The 26391-nt window shown below is 63.0% G+C and carries 21 protein-coding genes and 1 pseudogene; 13 read left to right on the top strand and 9 right to left on the bottom strand.

Annotated features, from left to right (window positions below):
• Positions 1-106 precede the first annotated feature (106 nt).
• Positions 107-1033 carry a cation diffusion facilitator family transporter gene (locus ACNPAA_RS03795; protein WP_171865220.1) on the top strand — a complete coding sequence of 309 codons (927 nt, stop codon included), beginning with the start codon at positions 107-109 and terminating at the stop codon, positions 1031-1033.
• A gap of 96 nt (positions 1034-1129) precedes the next feature.
• On the opposite strand, the pseudogene ACNPAA_RS03790 reads toward ACNPAA_RS03795, so the two are convergent.
• Positions 1130-2091, bottom strand: a pseudogene (locus ACNPAA_RS03790) (IS1595 family transposase).
• A 280-nt stretch (positions 2092-2371) separates the two neighbouring features.
• Here ACNPAA_RS03790 and ACNPAA_RS03785 point away from each other — a divergent pair.
• From ACNPAA_RS03785 to ACNPAA_RS03775, 3 genes are all read left to right on the top strand, one after another.
• On the top strand, positions 2372-3913 hold the full coding sequence (locus ACNPAA_RS03785; protein ID WP_171865218.1) for a TerC family protein: 1542 nt from the start codon (positions 2372-2374) through the stop codon (positions 3911-3913).
• A gap of 175 nt (positions 3914-4088) precedes the next feature.
• Entirely contained in the window at positions 4089-5198 is a 1110-nt protein-coding gene (locus tag ACNPAA_RS03780; RefSeq protein ID WP_171865216.1) for an alkene reductase, read from the top strand.
• Between the two features lie 140 nt (positions 5199-5338).
• Positions 5339-6325 carry a zinc-binding dehydrogenase gene (locus tag ACNPAA_RS03775; RefSeq protein ID WP_417891599.1) on the top strand — a complete coding sequence of 329 codons (987 nt, stop codon included), beginning with the start codon at positions 5339-5341 and terminating at the stop codon, positions 6323-6325.
• 74 nt (positions 6326-6399) lie between these two features.
• On the opposite strand, the gene ACNPAA_RS03770 is transcribed toward ACNPAA_RS03775, so the two are convergent.
• Positions 6400-7419, bottom strand: a complete 1020-nt coding sequence (locus ACNPAA_RS03770; protein WP_323938374.1) for an adenosine deaminase — start codon at positions 7417-7419, stop codon at positions 6400-6402.
• A 201-nt stretch (positions 7420-7620) separates the two neighbouring features.
• Here ACNPAA_RS03770 and ACNPAA_RS03765 point away from each other — a divergent pair, with 201 nt between their 5' ends.
• The 5 genes from ACNPAA_RS03765 to ACNPAA_RS03745 all read left to right on the top strand — a co-directional run bounded on the left by ACNPAA_RS03765 (position 7621) and on the right by ACNPAA_RS03745 (position 12170).
• Positions 7621-8370 (top strand): HAD-IIA family hydrolase, encoded by a 750-nt coding sequence (locus ACNPAA_RS03765; RefSeq protein ID WP_010675115.1) that lies wholly within the window; start codon positions 7621-7623, stop codon positions 8368-8370.
• Between the two features lie 141 nt (positions 8371-8511).
• A complete protein-coding gene (locus ACNPAA_RS03760) occupies positions 8512-8880 on the top strand; it encodes a cupin domain-containing protein (protein ID WP_161469638.1) in 369 nt (122 codons plus the stop codon).
• A gap of 206 nt (positions 8881-9086) precedes the next feature.
• Complete coding sequence (gene asnB, locus ACNPAA_RS03755) at positions 9087-10751, top strand: asparagine synthase B (RefSeq protein WP_041213050.1); 1665 nt, start codon at positions 9087-9089, stop codon at positions 10749-10751.
• A gap of 167 nt (positions 10752-10918) precedes the next feature.
• Positions 10919-11419: a thioredoxin family protein gene (locus ACNPAA_RS03750; RefSeq protein ID WP_201901211.1), complete on the top strand. Its 501-nt coding sequence runs from the start codon at positions 10919-10921 to the stop codon at positions 11417-11419.
• A gap of 127 nt (positions 11420-11546) precedes the next feature.
• A complete protein-coding gene (locus ACNPAA_RS03745) occupies positions 11547-12170 on the top strand; it encodes a glutathione S-transferase family protein (protein WP_257710055.1) in 624 nt (207 codons plus the stop codon).
• Between the two features lie 72 nt (positions 12171-12242).
• On the opposite strand, the gene maiA is transcribed toward ACNPAA_RS03745, so the two are convergent.
• From maiA to ACNPAA_RS03715, 6 genes are all read right to left on the bottom strand, one after another.
• On the bottom strand, positions 12243-12881 hold the full coding sequence (gene maiA, locus ACNPAA_RS03740; RefSeq protein ID WP_417891598.1) for a maleylacetoacetate isomerase: 639 nt from the start codon (positions 12879-12881) through the stop codon (positions 12243-12245).
• Between the two features lie 69 nt (positions 12882-12950).
• Positions 12951-13949, bottom strand: coding sequence for a fumarylacetoacetate hydrolase family protein (locus ACNPAA_RS03735; RefSeq protein WP_417891597.1), 999 nt, complete (start codon positions 13947-13949; stop codon positions 12951-12953).
• Positions 13950-13959: 10 nt separating this feature from the next.
• On the bottom strand, positions 13960-15108 hold the full coding sequence (locus ACNPAA_RS03730; RefSeq protein WP_128296687.1) for a homogentisate 1,2-dioxygenase: 1149 nt from the start codon (positions 15106-15108) through the stop codon (positions 13960-13962).
• Positions 15101-16255 carry a 4-hydroxyphenylpyruvate dioxygenase gene (gene hppD, locus ACNPAA_RS03725; protein ID WP_171865206.1) on the bottom strand — a complete coding sequence of 385 codons (1155 nt, stop codon included), beginning with the start codon at positions 16253-16255 and terminating at the stop codon, positions 15101-15103. Before hppD ends, ACNPAA_RS03730 begins: the two co-directional genes overlap by 8 nt.
• A gap of 240 nt (positions 16256-16495) precedes the next feature.
• Positions 16496-17149: an HAD family hydrolase gene (locus tag ACNPAA_RS03720; RefSeq protein WP_417891596.1), complete on the bottom strand. Its 654-nt coding sequence runs from the start codon at positions 17147-17149 to the stop codon at positions 16496-16498.
• On the bottom strand, positions 17146-17790 hold the full coding sequence (locus tag ACNPAA_RS03715; protein WP_029314720.1) for a TIGR01621 family pseudouridine synthase: 645 nt from the start codon (positions 17788-17790) through the stop codon (positions 17146-17148). Before ACNPAA_RS03715 ends, ACNPAA_RS03720 begins: the two co-directional genes overlap by 4 nt.
• Before the next feature lie 88 nt (positions 17791-17878).
• On the opposite strand from ACNPAA_RS03715, the gene ACNPAA_RS03710 reads away from it, so the two are divergent.
• A complete protein-coding gene (locus ACNPAA_RS03710) occupies positions 17879-19471 on the top strand; it encodes a GGDEF domain-containing protein (protein ID WP_039038778.1) in 1593 nt (530 codons plus the stop codon).
• A gap of 103 nt (positions 19472-19574) precedes the next feature.
• Here the strand turns inward: ACNPAA_RS03710 and ACNPAA_RS03705 are convergent, their stop codons facing one another.
• On the bottom strand, positions 19575-21128 hold the full coding sequence (locus ACNPAA_RS03705; protein ID WP_261999308.1) for a methyl-accepting chemotaxis protein: 1554 nt from the start codon (positions 21126-21128) through the stop codon (positions 19575-19577).
• 382 nt (positions 21129-21510) lie between these two features.
• On the opposite strand from ACNPAA_RS03705, the gene prpB reads away from it, so the two are divergent.
• The 3 genes from prpB to acnD all read left to right on the top strand — a co-directional run bounded on the left by prpB (position 21511) and on the right by acnD (position 26250).
• Entirely contained in the window at positions 21511-22410 is a 900-nt protein-coding gene (gene prpB / locus ACNPAA_RS03700; RefSeq protein WP_119197595.1) for a methylisocitrate lyase, read from the top strand.
• Positions 22411-22474: 64 nt separating this feature from the next.
• Positions 22475-23632: a bifunctional 2-methylcitrate synthase/citrate synthase gene (prpC, locus tag ACNPAA_RS03695; protein WP_408745774.1), complete on the top strand. Its 1158-nt coding sequence runs from the start codon at positions 22475-22477 to the stop codon at positions 23630-23632.
• On the top strand, positions 23632-26250 hold the full coding sequence (acnD, locus tag ACNPAA_RS03690) for a Fe/S-dependent 2-methylisocitrate dehydratase AcnD (RefSeq protein ID WP_200163609.1): 2619 nt from the start codon (positions 23632-23634) through the stop codon (positions 26248-26250). The genes prpC and acnD overlap by 1 nt, the downstream gene beginning before the upstream one ends.
• Positions 26251-26391 lie beyond the last annotated feature (141 nt).

Here is a 26391-nt window from a genome sequence, read left to right as displayed (position 1 = left end):
CCTCTTTGCGGGTGTCCGAACCAGTCCGCTCACATGTGAGCGGGCAGTATATCAGCTAGAAAACCGCTTGCGCGCGCAATCTTCACCATTTGAAAGGAGGACTTTTATGGCTCACTACAGCCATGTTATCAGTACGCTTATTCGCACCGAAAAACAGGCGCTGACCCTGTCGCTGTTTGGTTGCATCACCTTTGCCATTTTCGGGATCGGCTATGGTCTGTTCGTCGGTTCCAACGCCATCATGCTGGACGGCATCTTCACCCTGTTCAGCATGGGCATGACGGGCCTTGGGCTCATCACCGCCTACCTGGTTACCCGCCCCTCCGACGCCCGTTTCCAATACGGCTACGCCCACTTCGAACCCATCGCCAACGTCATCAACGGCGCCATCATTCTGCTGCTCTGCCTCGGTGCCCTCTATGGCGGCATCACCTCCCTGCTGGCGGGCGGACGGGAGATCGATCTCGGCCACGCCCTCATCTATGCCGTCGTCTCCACCTTCTTCTGCAGCATCCTCTATCTCATCGAGGCCGACGTGGCCGAGCGGGTCAACTCCGAGCTGGTGCGGGTGGACTCCAAGGAGTGGCTGGTGGATACCCTGCTCAGCGCCACCCTGCTCATCGGCTTTCTGGTCGCCATCGGGCTCGATACCCTGGGTTACGGCCACTACAACCGCTACATAGACCCGATGCTGGTCTCCCTGCTGGCTCTGTGCGCCACCCTCATCCCCATCAAGGTGCTCGGTCGAAACCTGCGGGAAGTGCTGAAGATTGCCCCCAAGGGGGATGTCTCCCGGCTGGTGGCCAGCGAAGTCGAAGCCCTGCGCCTGCGCCATGGGGTCGAGTGCTACAGCCACCTGGCAAAAAGCGGCCGCCGCTTCGATCTCGAGCTCAACATCCTGGTGGCCCCCGGCCAGGAGTGGCCCGTCGAACGCCAGGATGCCCTGCGCCAGGAGCTCTGGTCCCGCCTCGGCGACACCCTGGGAGACGCTTGGCTCTCGGTCTGCTTCACCCGGGAAAAACGCTGGTTGTAAGCCGCAAGGCGGGGCTTGCCTGGCAAGCTCCGCCTGTCCCTGTTGCCCTGTTGGGCGAGCGCCTCCCCCTGCGCGTCCAGACCCCCTTGCCAAAGGCTATGTCCCAATTACGTGTTGCATGGGGCGCCCCAGCGCCTCATGCAAGCAACGTGGTACATTCACTTCCCGCCCGTAGCGCTCCAACATCCTTCGCCAACCCAGATAATTTCTCAGATAGTGGGTCGCTACCCCATGGAACCGCTCCATCCACTCTTTCAACCGACGGTGATATCCGTTTACATGCTGGATATGGTACGCGTCAACCACACGCTCGCCTTGGCGATTGCGCACGACCTGATGGGTCACTCCCTGCGCTTTGCTGAAACTGGCATACACCCCGGCGCCGTCGCTACACAACACCGCATCTGACGAGACAAGGGGTGTCAAAACAGCTATCACCGTCTCGGCATTCATTTTCTCCAACTGAAAATCCGCATGGTGACCAGCCCGGTCCTGAACCACCATCACCGGGATGTAATCCGGCCCTGTGCCTCGGGTACGGCCTTTGCCCCCACGGTGGCGGGCCGGGCGGGGCAAACCACGTTGCCCTTTAAACGACTCCAAGAAGAAGGTCTCATCAACCTCGACGATACCCCCTTCCCGTGCCGCCTGGTGACTCGCCATGGCTTTCAGGAAGCGGTGACGCCACAAGAAGGCGGTGTTTTTACAGACTCCGCAGCGGACGGCAGCCTGTCGGACGGTCAGACCGTCGATGAGGGCCTGGGCGTAGTCTTCCCAGCATTGTGCCTTGCGAAGTCGAGCCAGAGGCGTCTTGGTGAGAACGGAACTGGTGCGCAGACACTGCTTGCAGCGATAACGACGCAGCCCTCGACTCCAACCCCAGGGAGCCAACTGCGTAGCCTCGGCATGACAGTGAGGGCAACATCGACAAGCGGGAGTTGAGCGGCCAGCGAGGTGATTGGGTGAGGGGTAGTGAGTTCATGTTGCGCGAGGCGACGCTGGCGCATGGTGAGCTGTGGAAAGAGAGACAGTAGATGTTGAAAGGCTTGGGTATCCATGATGGAGGCCCTCAGGGTGATGACCTACTTCAAGGTTAGCCTTTCAACATGTAATTGGGACAGCGCCTTGCCAAATGGCGGCGAGTCGTTATCATCAGGGCTCACTTTTGACCCGAGGTTTTATTGCCCATCATGGACAATCCCCGAAGTAGCCCTTCGTCTTTTCCCATCAAAGCCTATCTGTACCTGCTCAACCAACGCCTCTGAAGCGATCGTCTCCGTCACCACGGCCACGCCGTGACCACGATTCACTGCATCTGTCTTCATTGAGGTCAATCACATGGAATTCTTGCTGGACCCGTCAATCTGGGTCGGTCTGCTTACCCTGATCATCCTGGAAATCGTTCTCGGGATAGACAACCTGGTCTTCATCGCCATCCTGGTGAAAAAACTGCCCCCCGCCCAGCGGGACAAGGCGCGCATCATCGGTCTCTCCCTGGCCCTGCTGATGCGCCTGGGACTGCTCACCATCATGTCATGGCTGGTCACCCTCACGGCTCCTCTGCTGCACATCTGGGATCACCCCTTCTCCGGTCGGGATCTCATCCTGATGGGGGGCGGCCTCTTCCTGCTGTTCAAGGCCACCTCCGAGCTGCATGAGCGACTCGAGGCCAAGCCCGAGGAGCAAGGCGGCACCGGCGTCTATGCCGGGTTCGGGGTGGTGATCGCCCAGATCCTGGTGCTGGATGCGGTCTTCTCCCTGGACTCCATCATCACCGCCGTCGGCATGGTGGATCACCTCGGCGTCATGATGGCGGCCGTGACCATCGCCATGGTGGTGATGGTGCTCGCCTCCAAGCCCCTGACCCGCTTCGTCAACGCCCACCCCACTGTGGTGGTGCTCTGCCTGAGCTTCCTCTTGATGATCGGCTTCAGCCTGGTGGCGGAGGGCTTCGGCTTCCACATTCCGAAGGGCTACCTCTACGCGGCCATCGGCTTCTCGGTGCTCATCGAGTTCTTCAACCAGCTCGCCCAGCGCAGTGCCCTGCGCCATGAGGCGCGCCAGCCCCTGCGCGAGCGCACCACCGCCGCCATCTTCAAGCTGATGGGGGGGAACAAACGCTCAGCCCACCCGCAGGAGGACGAAGAAGAGGTGCAGGCTCAGCCCCTGCCCCCCGGTTTCGGTGAAGAGGAGCGTTACATGGTGAGCGGCGTGCTGTCGCTGGCCGAGCGTTCCATTCGCACCATCATGACCCCGCGCTCCGAGATGGAGTGGATCGACGTGAGCGACAGCGAGGACGAGATCCGCGCCCTGCTGCAACGGGCCCCCCACAGCCTGTTCCCGGTCTGTGACGGGGAGCTGGACGAGATCATCGGGGTGGTCAAGGCTCGGGATCTGCTGTTTGCCCTCAACGAGGGGCAATCCCTGGCAGCACTTGCCAGACAGAACGAGCCTGCCATCGTGCCCCAGACCATCAACGTGATCCGGCTGCTGGCGGAGCTGCGTCAGGCCAGGGGCAGCCTCATTCTGGTGGCGGACGAGTTTGGCGTCATCCAGGGGCTGGTCACCAACCACGATCTGCTGGAGGCCATCGTCGGCGAGCTGCCGGACGAGGACGAGACCCCCGATGTGGTGCGCGAGGGCGAGCATTGGCTCATCCACGGCACCACCAACATCCATCAGGTGGAGCAGGCCCTGAACTGCGACGGTCTGGTGAGCGAGAGCGACGAGTACGTGACCCTGGCGGGCATGCTGCTCTCCCACTTCGGCAGTCTGCCCGACGTCGGTCAGCAGTTGCACCTCGGCCAGTTCTGCTTCGAGGTCATGGCCGTGAGCGAGCGGCGCATCGAGCGAGTACGGGTTACCCCACTCTCCCCCTGATCATCGGTGGCAATGCAGCAAAAGAGGGCCTTTGGCCCTCTTTTTTCTGGCGCGAGCCCGGCCCCTCCCGCGCCATTGCTGCGATAACGGCAATTCTCTTCTGCAATACCCCCTCTTTTTCACAATAACAATCCCCTTTAGAGTCACCTCACTCCCAAAGATTGAGGAATCCATCATGCACCACGATCCCCTGTTCTGCCCCCTTCGCCTCGGCCAGCTGCACCTTGCCAACCGCATCGTCATGCCCCCCATGACTCGCTCCCGCGCCAGCCAGCCCGGGGACGTGGCCAACGCCATGATGGCGACCTACTACGCCCAGCGTGCCGGGGCCGGCCTCATCATCAGCGAAGGCACCCAGATAGACCCCCTGGGCAAGGGCTACGCCTGGACGCCGGGCATCCACAGCGCCGAGCAGGTGGCAGGCTGGAAGCAGGTAACAGACGCGGTCCACGCCGAGGGGGGCATCATGTTCGCCCAGCTCTGGCACGTGGGCCGGGTCACCCATCCTGACAACATCGGCGGCGCCCAGCCCCTCTCCTCCTCCGCCATCCAGGCCAAGGGAGTGAAGGTGTTCGTCGACAACGGCAGCGATGCCCCGGGGTTTGTGGAGACCGTCACCCCGCGCGCCATGACCCAGGCCGACATCGACGCCGTGGTGGGGCAGTTTCGCCAGGCCGCCCGCAACGCCATGGAGGCGGGCTTTGACGGCATCGAGTTGCACGCCGCCAACGGCTACCTCATCAACCAGTTCCTCGACTCCGAGTCCAATACCCGCACCGACGGCTATGGCGGTTCGCTCGAAAACCGGCTGCGTTTCCTCAAAGAGGTGACCGAGGCGGTCTGTGACGAGATCGGTCCCGACCGGGTCGGGGTACGCCTTGCGCCGCTCACCACCCTCAACGGCACCGTGGATGCCAACCCCCAGGAGACCTATCTGGCCGCCGCGCACCTGCTGGGCCAGCTCGGCGTGGTCTATCTGCACGTCGCCGAAGCGGACTGGGACGACGCCCCCCTGATGGCGGAGAGCTTCAAGCAGGGGCTGCGCGATGCCTTCCCCAACACCCTCATCTACGCCGGCAAGTACGATGGGGAACGCGCCCGCGCCGCCATTGAGGCAGGCTGGGCCGACATGATTGGCTTCGGTCGCCCCTTCGTGGCAAACCCCGACTTGCCGAACCGCCTGCGCCACGGCCATCCGTTCGCTCCCCATGATCCCGCCACCCTGTTTGGCGGCGGCGAGAAAGGGCTGACCGATTACCCCGTCTATGGGGCAGAGCGGGCATAAGGCGGCTCGCGCCGAACGCCTTACCGGGCGGGCCCCACCAGCGTGGGGTCCGCCTTGTTGTCTCGCCAGTGCAACAACAACTCAAGACATTGTTACGCCATATAACTCAATCTGCGCCACCTCTCTTTCAAGGAGTCACCATGACCCACACCCAGGCCTGGTGCTGGCACGCCCCCGGCGAACCTGACCAGCTCACCCTCACCCGGCAAGCGCTCCCCACCCCCGGCCCCGATGAGGTTCTCGTCGCCAACCGGATCATCGCCTTCAATCCGGTGGACTGGAAACTCATCGAACAGGGTCATCCCCACTGGCAGCCAGGCCATGTGCCTGGCGTCGATGGCATGGGCACCCTGGTGGCGCTGGGGGCCAACGTCACCCACCTGCGCCCCGGCACCCGGGTCGCCTATCACACCGACCTGCGCCATGGCGGCAGCTTTGCCCGCCACACCCTGGTGCCGGCTCGCGCCCTGATGCCGGTGCCCGATGCCCTGAGCGACGAGGCGGCCGCCGCGCTCCCCTGCCCCGGCCTCACCGCCTGGCAGGCGCTGGCCAAGCTGCCGCACCTGCACGGGGAGGCCCTGCTCATCTCGGGGGCTGGCAGCAGTGTCGGCCGCTTCGCGGTGCAACTTGCCCTCCAGAAGGGTGCCCGCGTCTTTGCCAGCGCCAGCCCGCGCCACCACCAGTGGCTCAAACAGCTAGGCGTGCAGGGGGTGGCGGACTATCGGGATCCCGACTGGCTGGTCCAGTTGCAGGCCGCCAACGGCGGTGAACCCTTCGAGGGGATCATCGATCTGGTCTCCAGCCAGCAGGCAGAAGCCTTGCTGCCTGCCCTTGGCTATTACGGCCACATGGTGACGGTGCTCGGGCGCATCGCGCGCAACCCGCTGCCCGCCTTTAGCCATTGCCACTCGTTGCACGAGATTGCCCTCGGCGCCCAGCACGCCTTTGGCTCGGACAAACAGTGGAGCCGTCTGGTGGCGGCCGGTGTCGCCATGATGGCGCAGATGGCGAGCGGCGAGCTGACCCCGCCGCCGCTGGTGGTGGGCAACTTCGACGCCCTGCCTGCCCTGCTCACCCGCGTCAAGCAGGAGGGCCAAGGGGAAAAATATCTGGTGAGGGTGGGTTGATACCCGCCCAACGATGGCACAAAGTGGCCCGCCATGGCGGGCATCCTGCATTCAAGGTGTGCAAGACGGCCTGCTCAATGCAGGCTCACCCCGTGCAGGGCGGCATGGAGGCGAATGTCACGGGTCAGGCGCACCTTGTCCGCAAGGCTCAGCCAGCTCGCCTCCACGGCATTGAGACTGAGGCGGCACAGCTGCTCCTGACTGGCGCCAAGCCCGTCGGCCAGGGCCTGAAAGTTGGCCCCCAGGTATCCCCCGAAATAGGCGGGATCGTCGGAGTTCACGGTGACGCAGAGCCCCTGCTCCAGCAACCTCAGCACATTGTGGTGGGCCATCTGGTCAAACACCCTGAGCCGCACGTTGGAGAGGGGGCAGACGGTGAGGGGCAGCCGGGTATCCGCCAGATAGCTCAGCAGCGAGGGATCCTCGACGCAGCGCACCCCGTGATCGATGCGTTGCACCCCGAGCTCCCGGATCGCCTGCCAGATGTAGTCAGCCGGCCCCTCCTCGCCGGCATGGGCCACCAGCGGCAGCCCCAGCTCGCGGCAGCGAGCGAAGACCCGGGCAAACTTGCTGGGCGGGTTGCCCCGCTCCCCCGAGTCGAGGCCGACCCCGTGCAGGCGCGCCAGGTGCGGCGTGGCCTCTGCCAGGGTGGCGAATGCCGCCTCTTCACTCAGGTGGCGCAGGAAGCTCATGATAAGACGCCAGCTGATGCTAAAGGCTGCTTCGCCAGCCTGCAGCGCCCGCTCGATGCCCCCCAGCACGGTGGCAAAGTACACGCCGCGGGCGGTGTGGGTCTGGGGGTCGAAGAAGATCTCCACGTGCACCACGTGATCGGCAACGCAGCGCTCGAGATAGGCCCAGGTGAGGTCGAAGAAATCCTGTTCGTGGATGAGCACGCTGGCGCCGAGGTAGTAGAGATCGAGGAAGGATTGCAGGCCGTCGAACTCATAGGCGGCGCGCAGGCTGTCGACATCAGGCCAGGGCAGCGCCACCCCGTTGCGCTGGCCGAGGGCGAACATCAGCTCGGGTTCGAGGGTCCCCTCGATATGCAGGTGCAGTTCCAGCTTGGGCAAGCCGGCAATAAAGTGCTCCATGATGACGGCTCCATAATCAGACTTCGTGCGGACACCACCGGGGCGGCGCCCTCCCTTCGCCTTCATTGTGCACCCATCTGGCCCGCCGGAGGAGACTTGTCATCAAAGGGCCTTATAATGGCGGCACAAAAACCATAACCGATTGAAGAGACGAACAGAGGGAGGCCCTGTCCCCGCTCTTGCGCCCTACAAGGAGAATTCATGAAGAAAAACGTCATCTGTGACATTGACGGCGTCATCCTGCACAACAACGATCTCATTCCCGGCGCCGACCGCTTCGTCCACCGCCTGCTGGAACAGGGCAGCAAGCTCCTGTTCCTCACCAACTACCCGGCCCAGACCCAGAAAGATCTGCAAAACCGCTTCCGATCCGCCGGAATAGAGGTGCCCGAGGAGTGCTTCTACACCTCCGCCATGGGCACCGCCGACTTTCTCAAGCGCCAGGATGGCAAGAAGGCCTATGTGATTGGCGAAGGGGCCCTGACCCACGAGCTCTACAAGGCCGGCTTCACCATCACCGATATCGACCCGGACTTCGTGGTGGTGGGGGAGACCCGCAACTACAACTGGACCATGATGCAGCAGGGCGCCAAGTTCGTGGATCAGGGGGCCCGCTTCATCGCCACCAACCCCGATACCCACGGCCCCCTGATGTACCCGGCCTGCGGCGCCCTGTGTGCCCCCATCGAGCGGATGACCGGCAAGAAGCCCTTCTACGTCGGCAAGCCGAGCGCCTGGATCATTCGCGCGGCCCTCAACCGGATGGAGGCTCACTCCGACGACACCATCATCATCGGCGACAACCTGCGCACCGACATCCTGGCTGGCTTCCAGGCCGGTCTCGAGACGGTGCTGGTGCTCTCCGGGGTGAGCAAGGTGGCGGACATCGACCGCATGCCGTTTCGACCGAACCACATCTTCGACTCCGTGGTGGACATCGACATCGTCTGATCCCGGGTGCCGCCCTTCCGGTAGCCTTCAGCCTGCACGGGCCCCCTTGGCAAAGGGGGCCCGTTTCGTTTAACGTAAGCGCAACATCGTTAAACAAACTAAACGGGAGCAGGATGCTCCTTCGCCACTCAAGGACGCACCATGAAGAGCCTGAACGACTGGATCCTGCTGGACAAGCACACTGTCTCCCCCACCCCGCTGATGCCTCCCCCCGAGCGCATCAGGGCCGGAACGCCGAGCCAGACGGCATGGAACCACTACTCCGACCCGAGCCAGCAGTTTCACGTGGGCTTCTGGGCTTGCGAGCCGGGCTGCTGGGCCGTTCACTATACCGAACACGAATACTGCCAGATGCTGGAAGGGGAAGCGGTGATCCACGACGAGCAGGGCGACCGGCTGCACCTCAAAGCTGGGGATCAGTTCGTCATTCCCGCCGGTTTTGTCGGGCAGTGGGAGACCCTCACCCCTTGTCGCAAGCTCTATGTGATCTTCGAACCCGCCGCGACTTGACGCGCACGTCAACCCTGACCCTCTCTCTTCAGACGGCCGGACGGCCGCCATCCCCTGGCGCAACTTGACGCTTACGGCATGATTTTCTGCGGTTTTCCCGCTTGCAAAAGGGTTTTCCGCTAGGCATTGTGATTGGCGAGGAATGTAAATGGAATTTCGAGCCCAAACGTGGGGGGCTCATATAAAAATCAAGAGGATTACCGCCAATGTGTTCTATTTTCGGCATTCTGGACATCAAGACCGACGCCACTGCCCTGCGCAAATCGGCCCTGGAGATGTCCAAGCGACTGCGTCACCGCGGGCCTGACTGGTCCGGCGTCTACAGCTCCGACAAGGCCATCCTGGTGCACGAGCGCCTGGCCATCGTCGATCCGGGCAATGGCGCACAGCCTCTCTACAACCCCGAGCGCACGCACGTATTGGCCGTCAACGGCGAGATCTACAACCACAAGGAGCTGGAGAAGAACCTCAAGGTCGACTTCCAGTTCCAGACCCACTCCGACTGTGAAGTGCTGCTGGCCCTCTACAAGGAGAAAGGCCCGGCGTTTCTGGACGATCTGAACGGCATCTTCGCCTTCATCCTCTATGACGCCGAGCAGGATGCCTACCTGATTGGTCGCGACCACATGGGGATCATCCCCCTCTATACCGGCCGCGACGAACACGGCAACTTCTATGTCGCCTCCGAGATGAAGGCCCTGGTGCCCGTGTGCAAGAGCGTCGAGACCTTCCCGCCGGGACACTACCTGTGGAGCAAGGATGGCGAGCTTAAAACTTGGTACAAACGGGACTGGATGGAATACGCGCCGGTCGAGCACAACGTCAGCGACAAGGCCGAGCTCAAAGCGGCCCTGGAAGCGGCGGTCAAGCGCCAGCTGATGTGCGACGTGCCCTATGGCGTGCTGCTCTCCGGTGGTCTGGATTCGTCCGTCATCTCCGCCATCACCAAGCTCTATGCCGCCCGCCGGGTGGAAGACGATGGCAAGAGCGAAGCCTGGTGGCCCCAGCTGCACTCCTTCGCCGTCGGCCTGGAAGGGTCACCGGATCTCGCCGCCGCCCGCAAGGTGGCCGATCACCTGGGCACCATCCACCACCAGATCCACTTCACCGTGCAGGAAGGACTGGATGCCCTGCGGGACGTCATCTATCACCTCGAGACCTATGACGTCACCACCATCCGCGCCTCCACGCCCATGTATCTGATGGCCCGCTACATCAAGGCGATGGGCATCAAGATGGTGCTGTCGGGAGAGGGCTCCGACGAGCTGTTCGGCGGCTACCTCTACTTCCACAAGGCCCCCAACGCCCGTGAGTTCCACGAGGAGAACGTGCGCAAGCTCGCCTCCCTGCACCTCTATGACTGCCTGCGGGCCAACAAGTCCATGGCTGCCTGGGGCGTGGAAGGCCGCGTGCCCTTCCTCGACAAGGAGTTCATGGACGTGGCGATGCGCCTCAATCCCGCCGACAAGATGTGCGGCAAGGGCAAGATCGAGAAGCACATCCTGCGGGAAGCCTTCGAGGATCTGCTGCCCCACGAAGTGGCGTGGCGCCAGAAGGAGCAGTTCTCCGACGGTGTGGGCTATTCGTGGATTGACAGCCTGAAAGCCATGGTCGAGGAAGAGGTGACGGATCAGATGTTCGAGGCCGCGGCCTTCCGCTTCCCCGTCAATACCCCGCTCACCAAGGAGGCGTACTACTACCGCGCCATCTTCGACGAGCACTTCCCGCTGGAGTCCGCCGCCCGCACCGTGCCCTACGGCAAGTCGGTCGCCTGCTCCACCCCGACGGCGCTGGAGTGGGATGCCAAGTTCAAGGAGATGGCCGACCCCTCCGGTCGCGCCGTGATGGATGTCCACCAGCAGGGTTACTGATCGCCCCTGACCTGAATACAAAGCCCCTCTCGAGGGGCTTTGTTGTTTTCTGCCATTCCTTTGCCGCTTTTTGCCTTCCCCTTCCCTGTTTGCGGCTTGGCGCAGGAAACGCCTCGTGTCACATTGTCTGCGCCTGGAAGCAAAGATAACGACACAAGGAAGAGACCATGAAACGACTGTTACTGCCCCTGATACTGGGCACCCTCCTTTTCAATGGCGCCGCCTGCGCGGGCGACCACCTCTGGAGTCAGAGCCTGCCCGCTTACAGCCAGGGTTATGACGAGACGCGGGATCCGGCCCGCGATCTCGCTGCCGCCACCGCCAAGGCCAGTGCCGAGGGCAAGAAAGTCCTGCTGCTGGTGGGGGGCGAATGGTGCAGCTGGTGCCAGGAGATGAACCGCTTTCTGGACCGGGAACCCGATCTCGCCGGCCAGCTCAACCGCACCTTCGTGGTGGTCAAGGTGAACGTCAGCGAGCAGAACAAGAATGAATCCTTCCTGAAAGCCTATCCCGAGTATCTGGGGGTCCCCCACTTCTACGTGCTGGATGCCACGGGCAGGCTGCTCGAGTCCTTCAACACCGGGCTGCTGGAGAAGGGGAAGAGTTACGACGGGGAGAAACTCGGCAAATTTATCGCCTATTTCCAGCCCAGGACCACCCACGGCTGACTCGCCAGTCCATAAAACAGGGCCCCGCACGGTCAGTGACAGTGCAGGGCACTGATGGCTACCAAACAGGGAAGTGGCATGTCTGCGACAAACAGGCCATCCATCACCCCGGACAAGGACGAAAAAGATGTTGCGAATACTGGGCAAGGCGTCGTCAATCAATGTGCGCAAGGTACTGTGGACCTGCGCCGAACTGGCCCTCCCCTTCGAGCTGGAGGAGTGGGGATCCGGCTTCAAACCCACGGACACCCCGGCGTTTCTGTCGCTCAACCCCAATGCCATGGTGCCCGTCATTCAGGATGAGGATTTTACGCTGTGGGAGTCGAACACCATCATCCGCTACCTGGCGACGCGCCATGGTGCCAATGTCCTCTATCCCGCCGAGGCGAGAGCCAGGGCTCGGGTCGATCAATGGATTGACTGGCAGGCATCGGACTTGAACACCGCCTGGCGCTACGCCTTCCTGTCGCTGGTGAGGCGCTCCCCCCAGCATCAAGACCATCAGGCCCTTCACGCAGCTTGCCTGCAGTGGTCTCACTGCATGGAGATCCTGGAGAGACAGCTTCAAACAACCGGAGGATATGTGGCCGGTCCGCACTTCTCGCTGGCAGACATTCCCATCGGGCTGTCAGTCAACCGCTGGCTGGAGACGCCCTATGATCGCCCGTCGCTACCCGCCGTGGACGACTACTACCAGCGACTGAAAGAGCGGCCGGGGTTTCGACGCTACGGGGCCAATGGCACGCCCTGAGGCGAGCAAGATAACCCGGATAAGGAAAGAGACGGCAGACCGGGCCAACGCGCTGGCCCGGTCTGCACAGCTTCAGGGCTGGGCATCCGGCTGATTGGCGGGGGCGGCCTTGATAAAGGCCTGCAACTGCTCGCAGTTGGCGACGATGCGCGCAATGGTGGGGTAGTCATCCAGGGTCATGTCGAAGCGGCGGGCGTTGTAGACCTGGGGCACCAGCATGCAGTCCGCCAGGGTGACCTCGTTGCCCACGCAATAGATGCCGGCGGTGGTCATGAGAAGCTGCTCCAGCGCGGTGAAGGTCTCGTCTATCCAGTGGCGATACCAGGCATCCCGCGCCATCTTGCTCTGCCCCAACTCCTGCTCCAGGTAGTGCAGCACGCGCAGGTTGTTGAGGGGATGGGTGTCACAGGCGATCATGTTGACGATCTGGCGCACCCGGGCACGCTCGATGGGGGCGGAGGGCATCAGGGGGTAGGCGGGATAGGTCTCGTCGAGGCACTCCATGATGGCCACCGACTGACCCAGATGCACGTCATCGTCCACGAGAAACGGCACCAGCCCCTGGGGATTGACCCGGCGGTAGGCCTTCTCCTTCTGCTCACCCTGCCGCAAGTTGACCGGGTGCTGCTCATAATCGAGCCCCTTGAGTTGCAGTACCAAACGCACGCGAAAGCTGGCCGATGAGCGCCAATATCCAAACAACTGCAGCATAGTGTGTCCCTGTGGTGGCAGGTGTCTGCCACCTGCCGTGTCGCCCGCCCCTCCCGGGGTCGGGCTCTCCTAGCTCGCCCGCTCGGCCGTTGCTTGCGTGACCCGCTGCAAAATGGTGCCAAACAGACTCATCCCGTTGCGATCCTGCATCGCGATGGACACTGTATCACCAAAGCGCAGAAAGGGTGTAGTGGCTTGACCTGACTCGATAATTTCCAGCATCCGCCGCTCGGCAAGGCAGGAGGATCCCCGGCTTCTGTCGTAGTTGGAGACGGTGCCCGAGCCGATGATGCAGCCCGCCCCGAGCGGCCTTGTCTTGGCGGCATGGGCAATCAGCTCATGGAAGGTGAAGGTCATATCCACCCCGGCGTCGGGCTGCCCGAACAGGGCGCCGTTGAGGTGGGTCACCAGGGGCAGGTGGACCTTGCCATCGCGCCAGTCATCCCCCAGCTCGTCCGGGGTGATGGCCACCGGCGAGAAGCTGCTGGAGGGCTTGGACTGGAAGAAGCCAAAGCCCTTGGCAAGCTCCCCGGGAATGAGGTTGCGCAGGCTCACGTCGTTGACCAGCATCAAGAGCTTGATGTGGGTCGCCGCCCCCTGCGAACGGGTGCCCATGGGCACGTCGTCGGTGATGACGGCGACTTCCGACTCGAAGTCGATCCCCCACTCCTCGGAGCCCATCACGATGGGGCCACGGGGCGGCAGGAAGCTGTCAGAGCCTCCCTGATACATCAGGGGATCGTGCCAGAAGCTTCCTGGCATGTCGGCGCCGCGCGCCTTGCGCACCAGCTCCACGTGATTGACGTAGGCACTGCCGTCAATCCACTGGTAGGCGCGAGGCAGCGGGGAGAGGCACGCCTCCTCATCGAAGGGGAAGGCGTCGGGGCAGGCGTCCTCGTTGAGTCGCTGATAGACGTTCGCCAATTGCGGCGCCACTTCGCCCCACTGGTCGAGGGCCGACTGCAGGGTCGGGGCAATGGTCGTCACGTAGACGGCGCGCGCCAGATCGCGGCTCACCACCACCAGGGCGCCGTCGCGCTTGCCATTGTTCAGGGTTGCCAATTTCATATCGAATTCCTTATTTGCCGAGCGTCTCTGGACGCTGCCAGCTGGTGACATAACCGGGGTATTCAACCCCTTCGCAGATGGGGCCGACGGCCAGGGCATCACGGGTGTCGAGCATCACCGCCACCTCGTCGGTGAAGGTCTTGGCATGAGCCAGCCCCGCCGCAAAGGCCTTGGGATGGGGACCATGGGTGAAGCCGGCAGGGTGGAAGGTGACCATGCCCCGCTTGATGTTGTCCCTGCTGAAGAAGTCCCCGGCGTGGTAGAAGAGCACCTCGTCGAAGTCGTCGTTGCTGTGGTAGAAGGGCACCCGCAGGGCACCTGGGTCGCTCTCGATGGGACGCGGCACGAAGGTGCAGACCACGAACCGGCTCGCCACGAAGGTGGTGTGGGCCGAGGGAGGCAGGTGGTAGCGGTGGCTCATCAGCGGGCGGATGTCCCGCCAGTTGAGGCGCACCACGCACAAGTCCCCGTGCCACCCTTGTGCATCCAGCGGGTTGAACGGCCAGGTGACGACCGAGACCTGATCGTGGCGCTTGATCTGCAGCGACCAGGGGTTTTCATCCTGCTGGGCCAGGAAGCGCTCGTTGATGGCGGGCACGTCCAGGGCCGCCGGATCGAAGATGGCGTGATTGCCCACCAGTCCCTTGTCCGGCAGCTGATAACTGTCTTCCGTCGCCTCTATCATCAGGATGAAGAGGGGCGCGGTGGGCTCGATGCGCCACATGGTGCCACGGGGGATCACCACATAGTCGCCATCTCTCAAGATGAGGTGTCCGTAGTCGCAGTAGAACTCTCCGCTCCCCTCGTGAATGAACAGGAGCTCGTCGCCATCGGCGTTTCGCACCAGAAACGGCATGGGCTCATGCAGGCGCCAGATGCGGTAGCGGCAGTGGGGGTTGCTGAGAATATCCGGCATCACCCAGGGGGAGAGGGAGCTCACCTCCTCCTGCAGATCGTTCAAGTCAAACGCCCGTGGCCGAAGCGGCCCTTCCCAGTTGACCCAGTCGGTGGGAGCATGCTTGTGGTGCATGTGGGTGGCCGGACCGAAGAAGCCCGAGCGCCCCAGCTCGCGCTCATAGATGGCCTGCTCCGGCAGATCGGCATGGGCCTGGCGGGAGTGGGTTCCCTCCCGATGGGGGAAGCTTATCCAGTTACGCATCGCTCGGTTCTCCGTTTTTCTGGTCCTGCGCGGCACTGTTCACCTCCCCTTGCGTGGATCCGTCCAGCACGCCACGGCGGATCTGATCCAGCTCGATGGATTCGAACAATGCCTGGAAGTTGCCCTCACCAAAGCCCTCGTTGCCCTTGCGCTGGATGATCTCGAAGAACACGGGACCGATGACGGTGTCGGTGAAGATCTGCAGCAGGATGCCGTCCTTCGTCGGCGAGCCGTCGATGAGGATGCGCAGCGCCTTCAGCGCCGCCAGATCCTCCTGATGACCCGCGACCCGGCTGTCCACCTTCTCGTAGTAGGTGTCCGGCGTCGGCATGAAGCCGGTTCCCCGCCCTCTGAGCGTGCGGATGGTGTGATAGATGTCGGCAGAGGCGAGCGCGATGTGCTGGATCCCCTCCCCCTTGTACTGACGCAGGTACTCCTCTATCTGGGACTTGTCGTCCGCCGACTCGTTGATGGGAATGCGAATTTTGCCGCAAGGGGCCGTCATGGCGCGCGAGTGCAATCCGGTCAGCTTGCCCTCGATGTCGAAGTAGCGGATTTCCCGGAAGTTGCCGATCCGCTCGTAGAAATTCGACCAGAGGTTCATGTTGCCGCGATGGACGTTGTGGGTCAGGTGGTCGATCTCATAGAGCCCCGCGTCCACCTCGGCCATGCGGGCCTGCCAGTCGGGGTAGAAGATAAAGTCCACGTCATAGATGGAGCCCCGCTCGCCATAGCGATCGACAAAGGAGAGGGTGCTCTCGCCGATGCCGTAGATGGCGGGGATGTTGAGCTCCATGGGGCCGATTTTGCCCACAAACGGCTTGGCCCCCTGGCCGATGGCGTACTGCTGGGCGCGGCCGGCATCGCTCACCCGAAACGCCATGCCGCACACGCTCGGACCATGGGCCCGGGCAAACTCCTCCGCCTGGGAGTGGGGCTCGGCATTGACCACGAAGTTGATGTCCCCCTGGCGATAGAGCCAGCACTGCTTGTGCCTGTGCTTGGCCACTTCGGCAAAGCCCAGTGAGACGAACAGCGCCTTGAGAGCCGCAATGCCCTTGAGATCCGGCGCCGTGTACTCGACGAACTCAAACCCGTCGGTGCCAAGGGGGTTGATGGTGTGAGTACGGGAAGAAGGGGTGGTCATAATGCGCTCCTTGCGATGAACTGATAACGAAACGGTTCACGCCGCAAGGGCTCGACAGGCAGCCCGCACGGCTTTGTTAACAACTTGTTTCATTAGAGTGGCGAGCGCAGGGAATGAGAAGGGGCGGCGTTCAGATAGTTTGGCGGGGATCTGCGGCAAAAAAATGTAAATTAAGTGTGACAACCATGTCACAGCCTTGCGCTGCGCTCCTTGGCGCCCCACAAGGCTGTCAGCTTTGCCTTACAGGTGCCAGGTTTTCACCCTGAGGTGGGGCAAGCGGGCCCGCGCCAGTTGCAGACGGCGGCGCGTCGGATTGATGAGCCAGGCCTCTTCCCCCAACGCCAGCAGCGGCAGATCGTGCAGGCTGTCGCTCAGGGTGAGCACGGCGTCCAGGGTGAGGAGCTCGGGCTGCAACTTGTGCCTGCCGTGGCAATAACAACGCGGCACCAGGCCACCGAGGCGATAGTGCATGCGTGAGCCCAGAATGCGATGGGGGAGCCTTGGCAGTTGACGATGGAGCTGGGCTCGTACCAGGGCGCGGGGGCTCGCGGAGATGACCCAGCAGCGGTGCCCCTCTCCCATCAAGAGGGCTCGCGCCTCCCGATACAGACCGGGCCGGGTCAGGCTGTACTGCCGTACCAGGGCGCGCCAGGCCAGGGGGGATAGCCCGAGGGTGATGGCCCACCAGATGAGTGCAATGCCGCGACTGCGCTGACCTGGCAGCAGATAGATCACGGCACCGAACGCCATCAGTGGCCACAGCAGCAGCGGCCAGATACGGCGGCGCAAGATGAAACGCAGCAACCCTGCATGGCTGTCATCCGGCGCCAGGGAGTCATCGAAGTCGGCCAGGACCCAGCCACGGGCTGGGACTCTGGCGGTTGCAGCGCTCATTCGGTGATCTCTGCGATGGCGGCATGCAACTCGGGCAGGAGGAACAGCGCCCCCTCATCGGGTGGACAGACGAGATCGAAGCTCTCACCTGCCAGGGTGAAGGCGAGGCGCCAGGCGTGCAGATAACCGCGATCCGCCGCCGTGCCGCCGTAGCGCTCATCCCCGAGGATGGGGGCACCCACGCTCTTCAAGGCCACCCGGATCTGATGGGTCTTGCCGGTCCGGGGCTTGATGCGATAAAGGCGCAGCCCCTCGCGCACCGAAACGGAGTCGAACCAGCTGATGGCCGGGTTATCCTGGGTGCGGCTCAGCATCCAGCTGCCGCCTCGCCCTTTCTCCATGTCCCCCTTCACCCAGCCCTGCTTCTTCTTCGGCTTGCGATCGGAGAGTGCCAGATACTGCTTGCTCACTTCCCGCGCCGCGAAAGCCATGCTGAGGGCGCGATTCGCTTCAGCGGTGCGGGCCAGCAGCACCAGCCCAGAGGTCATCTTGTCCAGTCGATGGACCGGATAGAGGTCAAGACCGGTATCCATTCTGACCCGATTGACGAGACCCGGCTCGCCGGCATCATCGTGCATGCCAATGCCCGGACGCTTGTTGATCACCATGAAATCTTTGTGCTGCAATTGTATCCGGTACATGTATAACCCTTTAGAATGTTATTTGTTAACAACTTGAATGCAGGCCTGCAGGCCATCTTCATGGATCCTCAGCACAAGAATCGCACGAATGAAAAAATGCCTGTTTTGGCTGTTGTTGCTTGGCATCACTTGCTTCTCGCCCCTCCAGGCCAGTGAACGGACACGTGATCTGCCGGAGAAGGTGGTATTGCAGTTGCGCTGGCTGCATCAGCCCCAGTTTGTGGGCTATCACATGGCCAAGGCCAAGGGGTATTACGCCGACGCCGGTCTGGATGTCGAGATAAGGCCAGGTGGCAAGGGAATAAGTCCGGTTCAGGAGGTGCTGGCCGGACGCGCCGACTTTGGCGTCGGCAACACCGAGGTGCTGACCCACTACGCCCAGGGCAAGCCGCTGCTGGCGCTGGCCAGCGTCTACCAGCACTCTCCCTCCATCTTCCTGGCACGCCGCGACAGCGGCATTCTCACCGTTGCGGACATGCGTGGCAAACGGATCATGATGTTTCCGGGTCATCAGGATGCCGAACTGCTGGCCACCCTCTACTATCAGGGGCTTCACGAGCGCCAGCTCATCCCGGTACCCACTTCGGTCAACATCGACGATCTGATCGCCGGCCGGATAGACATCTTCAACGCCTATCTGAGCAATGAGCCCTTCTATCTGGAAGAGCGCGGCATCTCGGTGTCCGTCATCAACCCTCGCAACTACGGCATCGATTTCTACAGCGACATTCTCTTCACCACCCAGGCACAGGAGCGGCTCAATCCGGAGCGGGTGGCACGTTTTCGTGCAGCCAGCCTCAAGGGATGGCGCTATGCCCTCACCCACCCCGAGGAAGCCATCGCCCTGCTGCGCACGGAGTATGGCGTCAACCGCAGCCAGGCCCACATGGAGTACGAGTTGCAGATGAGCAAGGAGATGATCCAGCCGCTCTATGTGGAGATCGGGTATATGAATCCGGATCGCTTCGCTCACATCATGCAGCAGCTGGTCGAGATAGGCCTCCTTGCCAAACCGGTCTCCCTGACCCGTTTCCTCTATCAGGTTCCCTCAGAACAGTGGATCTTCTGGCGTCCATGGTTCCTGCTGAGCCTGGGTGTTGGTGGTCTCATCCTGCTGCTCTCCCTCTATCTTCTGATGAGCAACAAGCGGCTCAACCAGGAAGTGGCCCTGCGCAAACAGCGAGAGCAGGAGATACTGCAACTGGCCCGCCTCGATCCCCTTACCGGACTGCCCAATCGCCTGAGCCTGATGGAGCAGTTGAAACACCAGGTGCAAAGCGACAATCCGGGCTGCCTGCTGTTTTGCGATCTCAATGACTTCAAGCGCATCAACGACAACTTCGGCCACAGCCAGGGGGATGCCATCCTCTGCCAGCTAGCCCGACGGATCCACGACGCCATCGGCCACCAGTGCTATTTTGCCCGCTTGGCGGGGGACGAGTTCATCCTGCTGCTGCCGGGCTACGATATCCGTCAGGCAGAGGAGGTCACCGCCGTGATCCGCCAGGCCATGCAGGCCCCCTTCGTGGTCAATGACCAGCCGATGCAGGTGGGCATCAGCATCGGCGTCAGCCACTACCAGCATGACTGGAGCCCGGAGCAGTGGCTCATCCAGGCCGACAGGGCCATGTATTGTGACAAGGGTGGCCGCGTCATCACGCTGGCGGAGCAGTCCGGCTGACTGGCTCATCTCCCGGCACACAGAGCCGATACCCCCATGAAACCAATAAACAAGAAGGCCACCCTAGGGGTGGCCTTCCTGCATTGCATGAGTCTGGCCGCTCTTACCCGAAGGTCTGCCCCAGGGATTTGAGCTGGCGAGCCTTGGTGAGCAGGATGTCGCTCGAGGCGTCCATGTCCTGCATCTTGTTGCTGTTGGTGTGGGAGTGCTGGGAGATGGCGTTGACGTTGCGGCTGATGTCCTCCACCACCGCCTGCTGCTCCTCTGCCGCCGTCGAGATCTGGGCCGAGAGGTCCACCACCCGTTCTATTTCCGCCAGCACCTGATGCAGGCTCTCTGATCCCTGGCGGGTCAGGGTCACGCAGGATTGGGTTTGTTGCAGGTTCTGCTGCATCATTCCCTTCCAGCCGTTCAGGGTACGCTGGATCTGGCCTATGCTGCTCTGGATCTGCTCGGTCGCCTTGTGGGTGCGCGTGGAGAGGGTTCGCACCTCGTCCGCCACCACCGCAAAGCCTCGCCCCTGCTCCCCTGCCCGCGCCGCCTCGATGGCGGCGTTGAGCGCCAGCAGATTGGTCTGATCCGCAATGCCCTGGATCTCGCTCATCAGCACACCGATGCGGTCCGACTCCTCCGCCAGTGCCACGGCGGCCGTGAAGGCATGCTCTGCCTGGGTGGCCAGCTCCGTCACCCTGTGCTGGGTATCTTCCAGCTGCTGATCGGTGTGTTGGCAGTGCGCCTTGGCCTGGGCTATCTGGTTGTCCGTCTCTAGGATATTGCGGGCAATCTCGTGGGCTGTCGCCGCCATCTCGGTGATGGCCGTCGCCACCTGCTGGGTCTGGACATCCTGTTCGGCGATGTCGGCGCTTGCCTCGCTGGAGGCTGTTTTCAGATGCACCGCGAGATCCTGCAGGGAGAGGGTCGCATCGTCCACTCGTCCAAGGACGGTGCGGATCCTGGCCTGCAACAGCTTGATGTGGAAGTCTGCAATGGCACTGGCATCCTCCCCCGAATAGATGAGCCGGGTCAGGCTGTCATATTCGTCCGCGAGCTGTCGCAGATAACGGGGGGTAGTGATGAGGGTGTCACGATAGATCAGGGCCAGCCACAAGAGAGGCAACAGGGTGAACAACGGCCCCCAGGGCCCCATCAGATAGCCCCCCCCCGCCAGCATCAGCAAGACACCGACGATGGCCAGCCCGTGGCGCATCGGGCGCAGGCTCAATCCGCCCTTTCGCTCCCCCCGCTCCACGCTCTTCAATCTGGCATAGGTGCGCCCGGCCACGGCTTTCATCTCCGGCGCGGCGCGACTGCGGACCGACTGGTAGCCATTGATCCGCCCCTGCTCGAAGATAGGGGTGACATAGGCATCCACCCAATAGTAACGCCCATCCTTGCAGCGGTTTTTCACCATGCCGCGCCAGGGTTTGCCCTGCTTGAGCTTGCCCCAGAGGTCAGCAAAGGCAGCCTTGGGCATGTCCGGGTGGCGAACCATGTTGTGGTGCTGGCCGATGAGCTCGGCCCGGCTGTACCCCGCTACCCGGCAGAAGTGATCATTGGCGTAGGTGATCACACCCTGCAGGTCCGTAGTGGAGACCAGCTGTTCATTGGCAGGAAAATCCACCTCTTCGTCGATGAGATGAACCTGGCTTTTCTTCATGGCGCACACCCCTTGTTTGATCACCCACTGAGCGCAGCCAAACGCCTACGGGCAAGCAACGCAGAGACCCAGTCGGGGAGGATGGCTGAGACACAATTTGCATCCTGTTTGACGCCGCGCAAGATTTTGACCCCAAAAGCCCAGGTTTGGCCAAAAAACACTCGGCATTTTCCCAGGTTCACCGCTCTCCCACACGATGCATCACACCAAAAAATGGTTCCAACGAGTCTGTGGTACTGGCATTGCCAGGGGTCCGTCAGGGGAGAGCACACTTGATACGACCTTGGACCTAAGCATAATTGACGTTAACGTAAACGTAGTGTGAGATGATACCGTTCACCCTACACATACAGCAGACACGCACCCCATGAAAGGAGTCACCATGTCCAACCTCTCCCCCTCGGCCGGCAGGCGTTTTCGCACGGCCCTGGCCAACGAAAAGCCCCTGCAGATTGTCGGCACCATCAATGCCTACATGGCGCTGATGGCAGAGCGCAGCGGCTTCCAGGCCCTCTATCTCTCCGGCGCCGGGGTGGCGAACGCCTCCTATGGCCTGCCGGATCTCGGCATGACCTCCATGAATGACGTGCTCATCGATGCCGAACGCATCACGGCTGCCACCCAGGTGCCACTCTTGGTGGACATCGACACCGGCTGGGGGGGCGCCTTCAACATCGCCCGCACTATCCGCGCCTTCGAGCGCGGCGGTGTGGCCGCCGTCCACATGGAAGATCAGGTGGCCCAGAAGCGTTGCGGCCACAGGCCCAACAAGGCCGTGGTCAGCGTCACCGAGATGGTGGACAGGATCAAGGCGGCGGTGGATGCCCGCCAGGACGAGAGTTTCGTCATCATGGCCCGCACCGACGCCCTGGCGGTGGAAGGGCTGGGCTCGGCCCTGGAGCGCGCCGCCGCCTATGTGGAGGCGGGCGCCGACATGATCTTCGCCGAAGCGGTCACCGAGCTCGAGCAGTACGACCGTTTCAGGCAGGCGGCCGGGGTGCCGATCCTCGCCAACATGACCGAGTTCGGCAAGACCGAGCTGTTTGACAAGGAGGCGCTCGCCGCCCACGGCGTGGACATGGTGCTCTACCCCCTGAGCGCCGCCCGCGCCGCCAACCAGGCCGCCCTCAACGTCTATCAGACGCTTCGCCGCGACGGCCACCAGCGCGCCGTGGTCGACACCATGCAGACCCGGGAGTCCCTCTACGATTTTCTCGGTTACCACCACTACGAGCAGACCCTGGACAGGCTGTTCACCCAGGATCTGTCGACCAAGGAATAAGACGGCGACCGGCCGCCTTATGCTGGCGGCTGGCGCATCAACGGACTGAATGAGGAAACATGTGATGAGCGCCCTGCCCGAAACCACCGGCTTCAAGCCCAAGAAATCCGTCGCCCTTTCCGGCACCGCCGCCGGCAATACCGCCCTGTGCACCGTGGGCCTCAGCGGCAACGATCTGCACTACCGTGGCTACGACATCCTGGACGTGGCCACCAGCTGCGAATTTGAAGAGATAGCCCACCTGCTGGTGCACGGCCATCTGCCCAATGTGGCGGAGCTCGCCGCCTACAAGGCCAAGCTCAAGGCCCTGCGCGGCCTGCCCACTGGGGTCAGGACCGCCCTGGAGCAGTTGCCTCCCTCCGCCCACCCCATGGACGTGATGCGCACCGCCGTCTCCGTGCTGGGGTGCCTGTCGCCGGAGAAGGACGATCACAACCACCCGGGCGCCCGGGACATCGCCGACAAGCTGATGGCCTGTCTCGGCTCCGTGTTGCTCTACTGGTACCACTTCAGTCACAACGGTAAACGCATCCATGTGGAGACCGACGACGACTCCATCGGCGGCCACTTCCTACACCTGCTGCACGGGCACAAGCCACGCGACTCCTGGGTTCGCGCCATGCACACCTCCCTCATCCTCTACGCCGAGCACGAGTTCAACGCCTCCACCTTCACCGGCCGCGTCATCGCCGGCACCGGCTCGGACATGTACTCCTGCATCACGGGAGCCATCGGTGCCCTGCGCGGGCCCAAGCACGGGGGCGCCAACGAGGTGGCTTTCGAGATCCAGAAGCGCTACGAGAACCCGGACGAGGCGGAGGCCGACATTCGCGCCCGCATCGAGAAGAAGGAGGTGGTCATCGGCTTCGGCCACCCGGTCTACACCGTCTCCGATCCCCGCAACAAGGTGATCAAGGAGGTGGCGCGCGCCCTCAGCCAGGAGCAGCACAACACCAAGATGTTCGATATCGCCGAGCGGCTGGAATCCACCATGTGGGAAGTCAAGAAGATGTTCCCGAACCTCGACTGGTTCAGCGCCGTCAGCTACCACATGATGGGGGTGCCCACCGCCATGTTCACCCCGCTGTTCGTCATCGCCCGCACCTCAGGCTGGTCGGCCCATGTCATCGAGCAGCGCATCGACGGCAAGATCATCCGCCCGAGCGCCAACTACGTCGGCCCGGAGGATCTCCAGTTCGTGCCGCTCAAGGAGCGCAAGTGATGATCAACACGCAATATCGCAAGCCCCTGCCCGGCACACAGCTCGACTACTTCGACGCCCGGGAGGCGGTCAACGCCATCGCCCCCGGCGCCTGGGACAGGCTCTCCTACACCGCCCGCGTCCATGCCGAGAACCTGGTTCGCAAATGCGATCCGGCCATCCTCGGCGAGTGCCTCGGCCAGATAGTGCACAACAAGCGCGATCGCGACTTTCCCTGGTTCCCGGCGCGGGTGGTGTGCCACGACATCCTGGGGCAGACCGCCCTGGTGGACCTCGCTGGCCTTCGCGACGCCATCGCCGAGCAGGGTGGCGATCCCGCCCTGGTGAACCCTGTGGTGCCGGTGCAGCTCATCGTCGACCATTCCCTCGCCGTGGAGTGCGGCGGCTTTGACCCCCAGGCGTTCGAGAAGAACCGCGCCATCGAGGATCGCCGCAACGAGGATCGCTTCCACTTCATCGACTGGACCAGGCAGGCGTTCAAGAACATCGAGGTGATCCCGCCTGGCAACGGCATCATGCACCAGATCAACCTGGAGAAGATGTCCCCCGTCATCCACGCCGATCGCGGTTTGGCCTACCCGGATACCTGCGTCGGCACCGACAGCCACACCCCCCACGTGGATGCCCTCGGCGTCATCGCGGTGGGGGTGGGCGGGCTGGAAGCCGAGAACGTGATGCTGGGGCGCGCCTCCTGGATGCGGCTGCCTTCGATCGTCGGCGTCGAGCTCTCCGGCAAGCCGCAGCCCGGCATCACCGCCACGGATCTGGTGCTGTCGCTCACCGAATTCCTGCGCCAGCAGAAGGTAGTCGGCGCCTACCTGGAGTTTCGTGGCGAGGGGGCCGCCGCCCTCACCCTCGGCGATCGGGCCACCATCTCCAACATGGCGCCGGAATATGGCGCTACCGCGGCCATGTTCTTCATCGACCAGCAGACCCTCGACTACCTCAAGCTCACCGGCCGTGACGACGAGCAGGTCAGGCTGGTGGAAACCTATGCCAGGGAGGCCGGTCTCTGGGCCGATGCCCTGGCGGGCGCCCAGTACGATCGGGTGCTGCACTTTGACTTGTCGAGCGTGGTGCGCACCCTGGCGGGCCCCTCCAACCCCCATCGCCGTCTGCCGGTCTCCGCCCTGGCGGAGCGCGGTATCGCGGTGGATCTGGACAAGGCTCGCGCCCAGGAGGCGGACGGCCTCTTGCCCGATGGCGCCGTCATCATCGCCGCCATCACCAGTTGCACCAACACCAGCAACCCGCGCAACGTGATTGCCGCAGGCCTGCTGGCCCGCAACGCCAACAAACTCGGTCTGGTGCGCAAGCCCTGGGTCAAGTCGTCGCTCGCGCCCGGCTCCAAGACAGTCGCCTTGTATCTGAAAGAGGCGGGACTGGACGACGAGCTTTCGCAACTCGGCTTCGGCGTGGTGGCCTTCGCCTGCACCACCTGCAACGGCATGTCCGGCGCGCTGGATCCCGCCATCCAGCAGGAGATCATCGAGCGGGATCTCTACGCCACGGCGGTGCTGTCCGGCAACCGCAACTTCGATGGCCGCATCCACCCCTATGCCAAGCAGGCGTTCCTCGCCTCCCCGCCCCTGGTGGTGGCCTACGCCATCGCAGGCACCATCCGCTTCGACATCGAGAAAGATGTGCTGGGGGTGGTTAACGGCAAGGAAGTGCGCCTCAAAGACATCTGGCCGTCTGATGAAGAGATCGACGCCGTGGTTCGCACGGCGGTCAAACCGTCCCAGTTCCGCCAGGTCTATATCCCGATGTTCACCATAGAGGAAGACCATGGCCCCAAGGTGGCGCCCCTGTACGACTGGCGTGCGCAAAGCACCTATATCCGTCGCCCGCCCTACTGGGAGGGGGCACTGGCGGGCGAGCGCACCCTGCGCGGCATGCGGCCCCTGGCGCTGTTGCCGGACAACATCACCACCGACCACCTCTCCCCTTCCAACGCCATCCTGCCCGGCAGCGCGGCGGGGGAATACCTGGCGAAGATGGGCCTGCCGGAGGAGGACTTCAACTCCTATGCGACCCACCGCGGCGATCACCTGACCGCCCAGCGCGCCACCTTCGCCAACCCCCAACTGGTCAACGAGATGGCGGTGGTCAACGGGGCGGTGAAGAAGGGATCCTTGGCCCGGGTCGAGCCGGAAGGCCGGGTCATGCGGATGTGGGAAGCCATCGAGACCTACATGGCGCGCAAGCAGCCCCTCATCATCGTGGCCGGTGCCGACTACGGTCAGGGCTCGTCCCGGGACTGGGCGGCCAAGGGGGTGCGCCTTGCCGGGGTGGAGGTGATCGCGGCGGAAGGCTTCGAGCGCATTCACCGCACCAACCTCATCGGTATGGGGGTGCTGCCGCTCGAGTTCAAACCGGGCACCACCCGCCTCACGCTGGGCCTCGATGGCACCGAGACCTATGACGTGGTGGGAGCACGCCAGCCGCGCACCGATCTCACTCTGGTGATCCGCCGTCGCAGCGGCGAAGTGATCCAGGTGCCCATGACCTGCCGCCTCGACACCGCCGAGGAGGTCTCGGTCTATGAGGCGGGCGGCGTGCTGCAACGCTTCGCCCAGGATTTCCTGGCGTCGACTGCGCAAAAGGCCGCAAGCTAAATCGCAACCCGCTCCGCCCCTTTGAAAAAGGGGAAGGCATAAGGCACCCTCTCTCTTTGGGAGAGGGTTGGGGTGAGGGGAAATCCCCCTCATCCGCCCTTCGGGCACCTTCTCCCAGAGGGAGCAGGATCCATGACTCTT

It is taken from the genome of Aeromonas sp. PS2Canimalfood6, from assembly GCF_048276795.1.
Taxonomy (GTDB): domain Bacteria; phylum Pseudomonadota; class Gammaproteobacteria; order Enterobacterales; family Aeromonadaceae; genus Aeromonas; species Aeromonas caviae.
The sequence above is the reverse complement of the archived record's forward strand: the minus strand, read 5'-3'. Positions and strand labels throughout refer to the sequence as shown.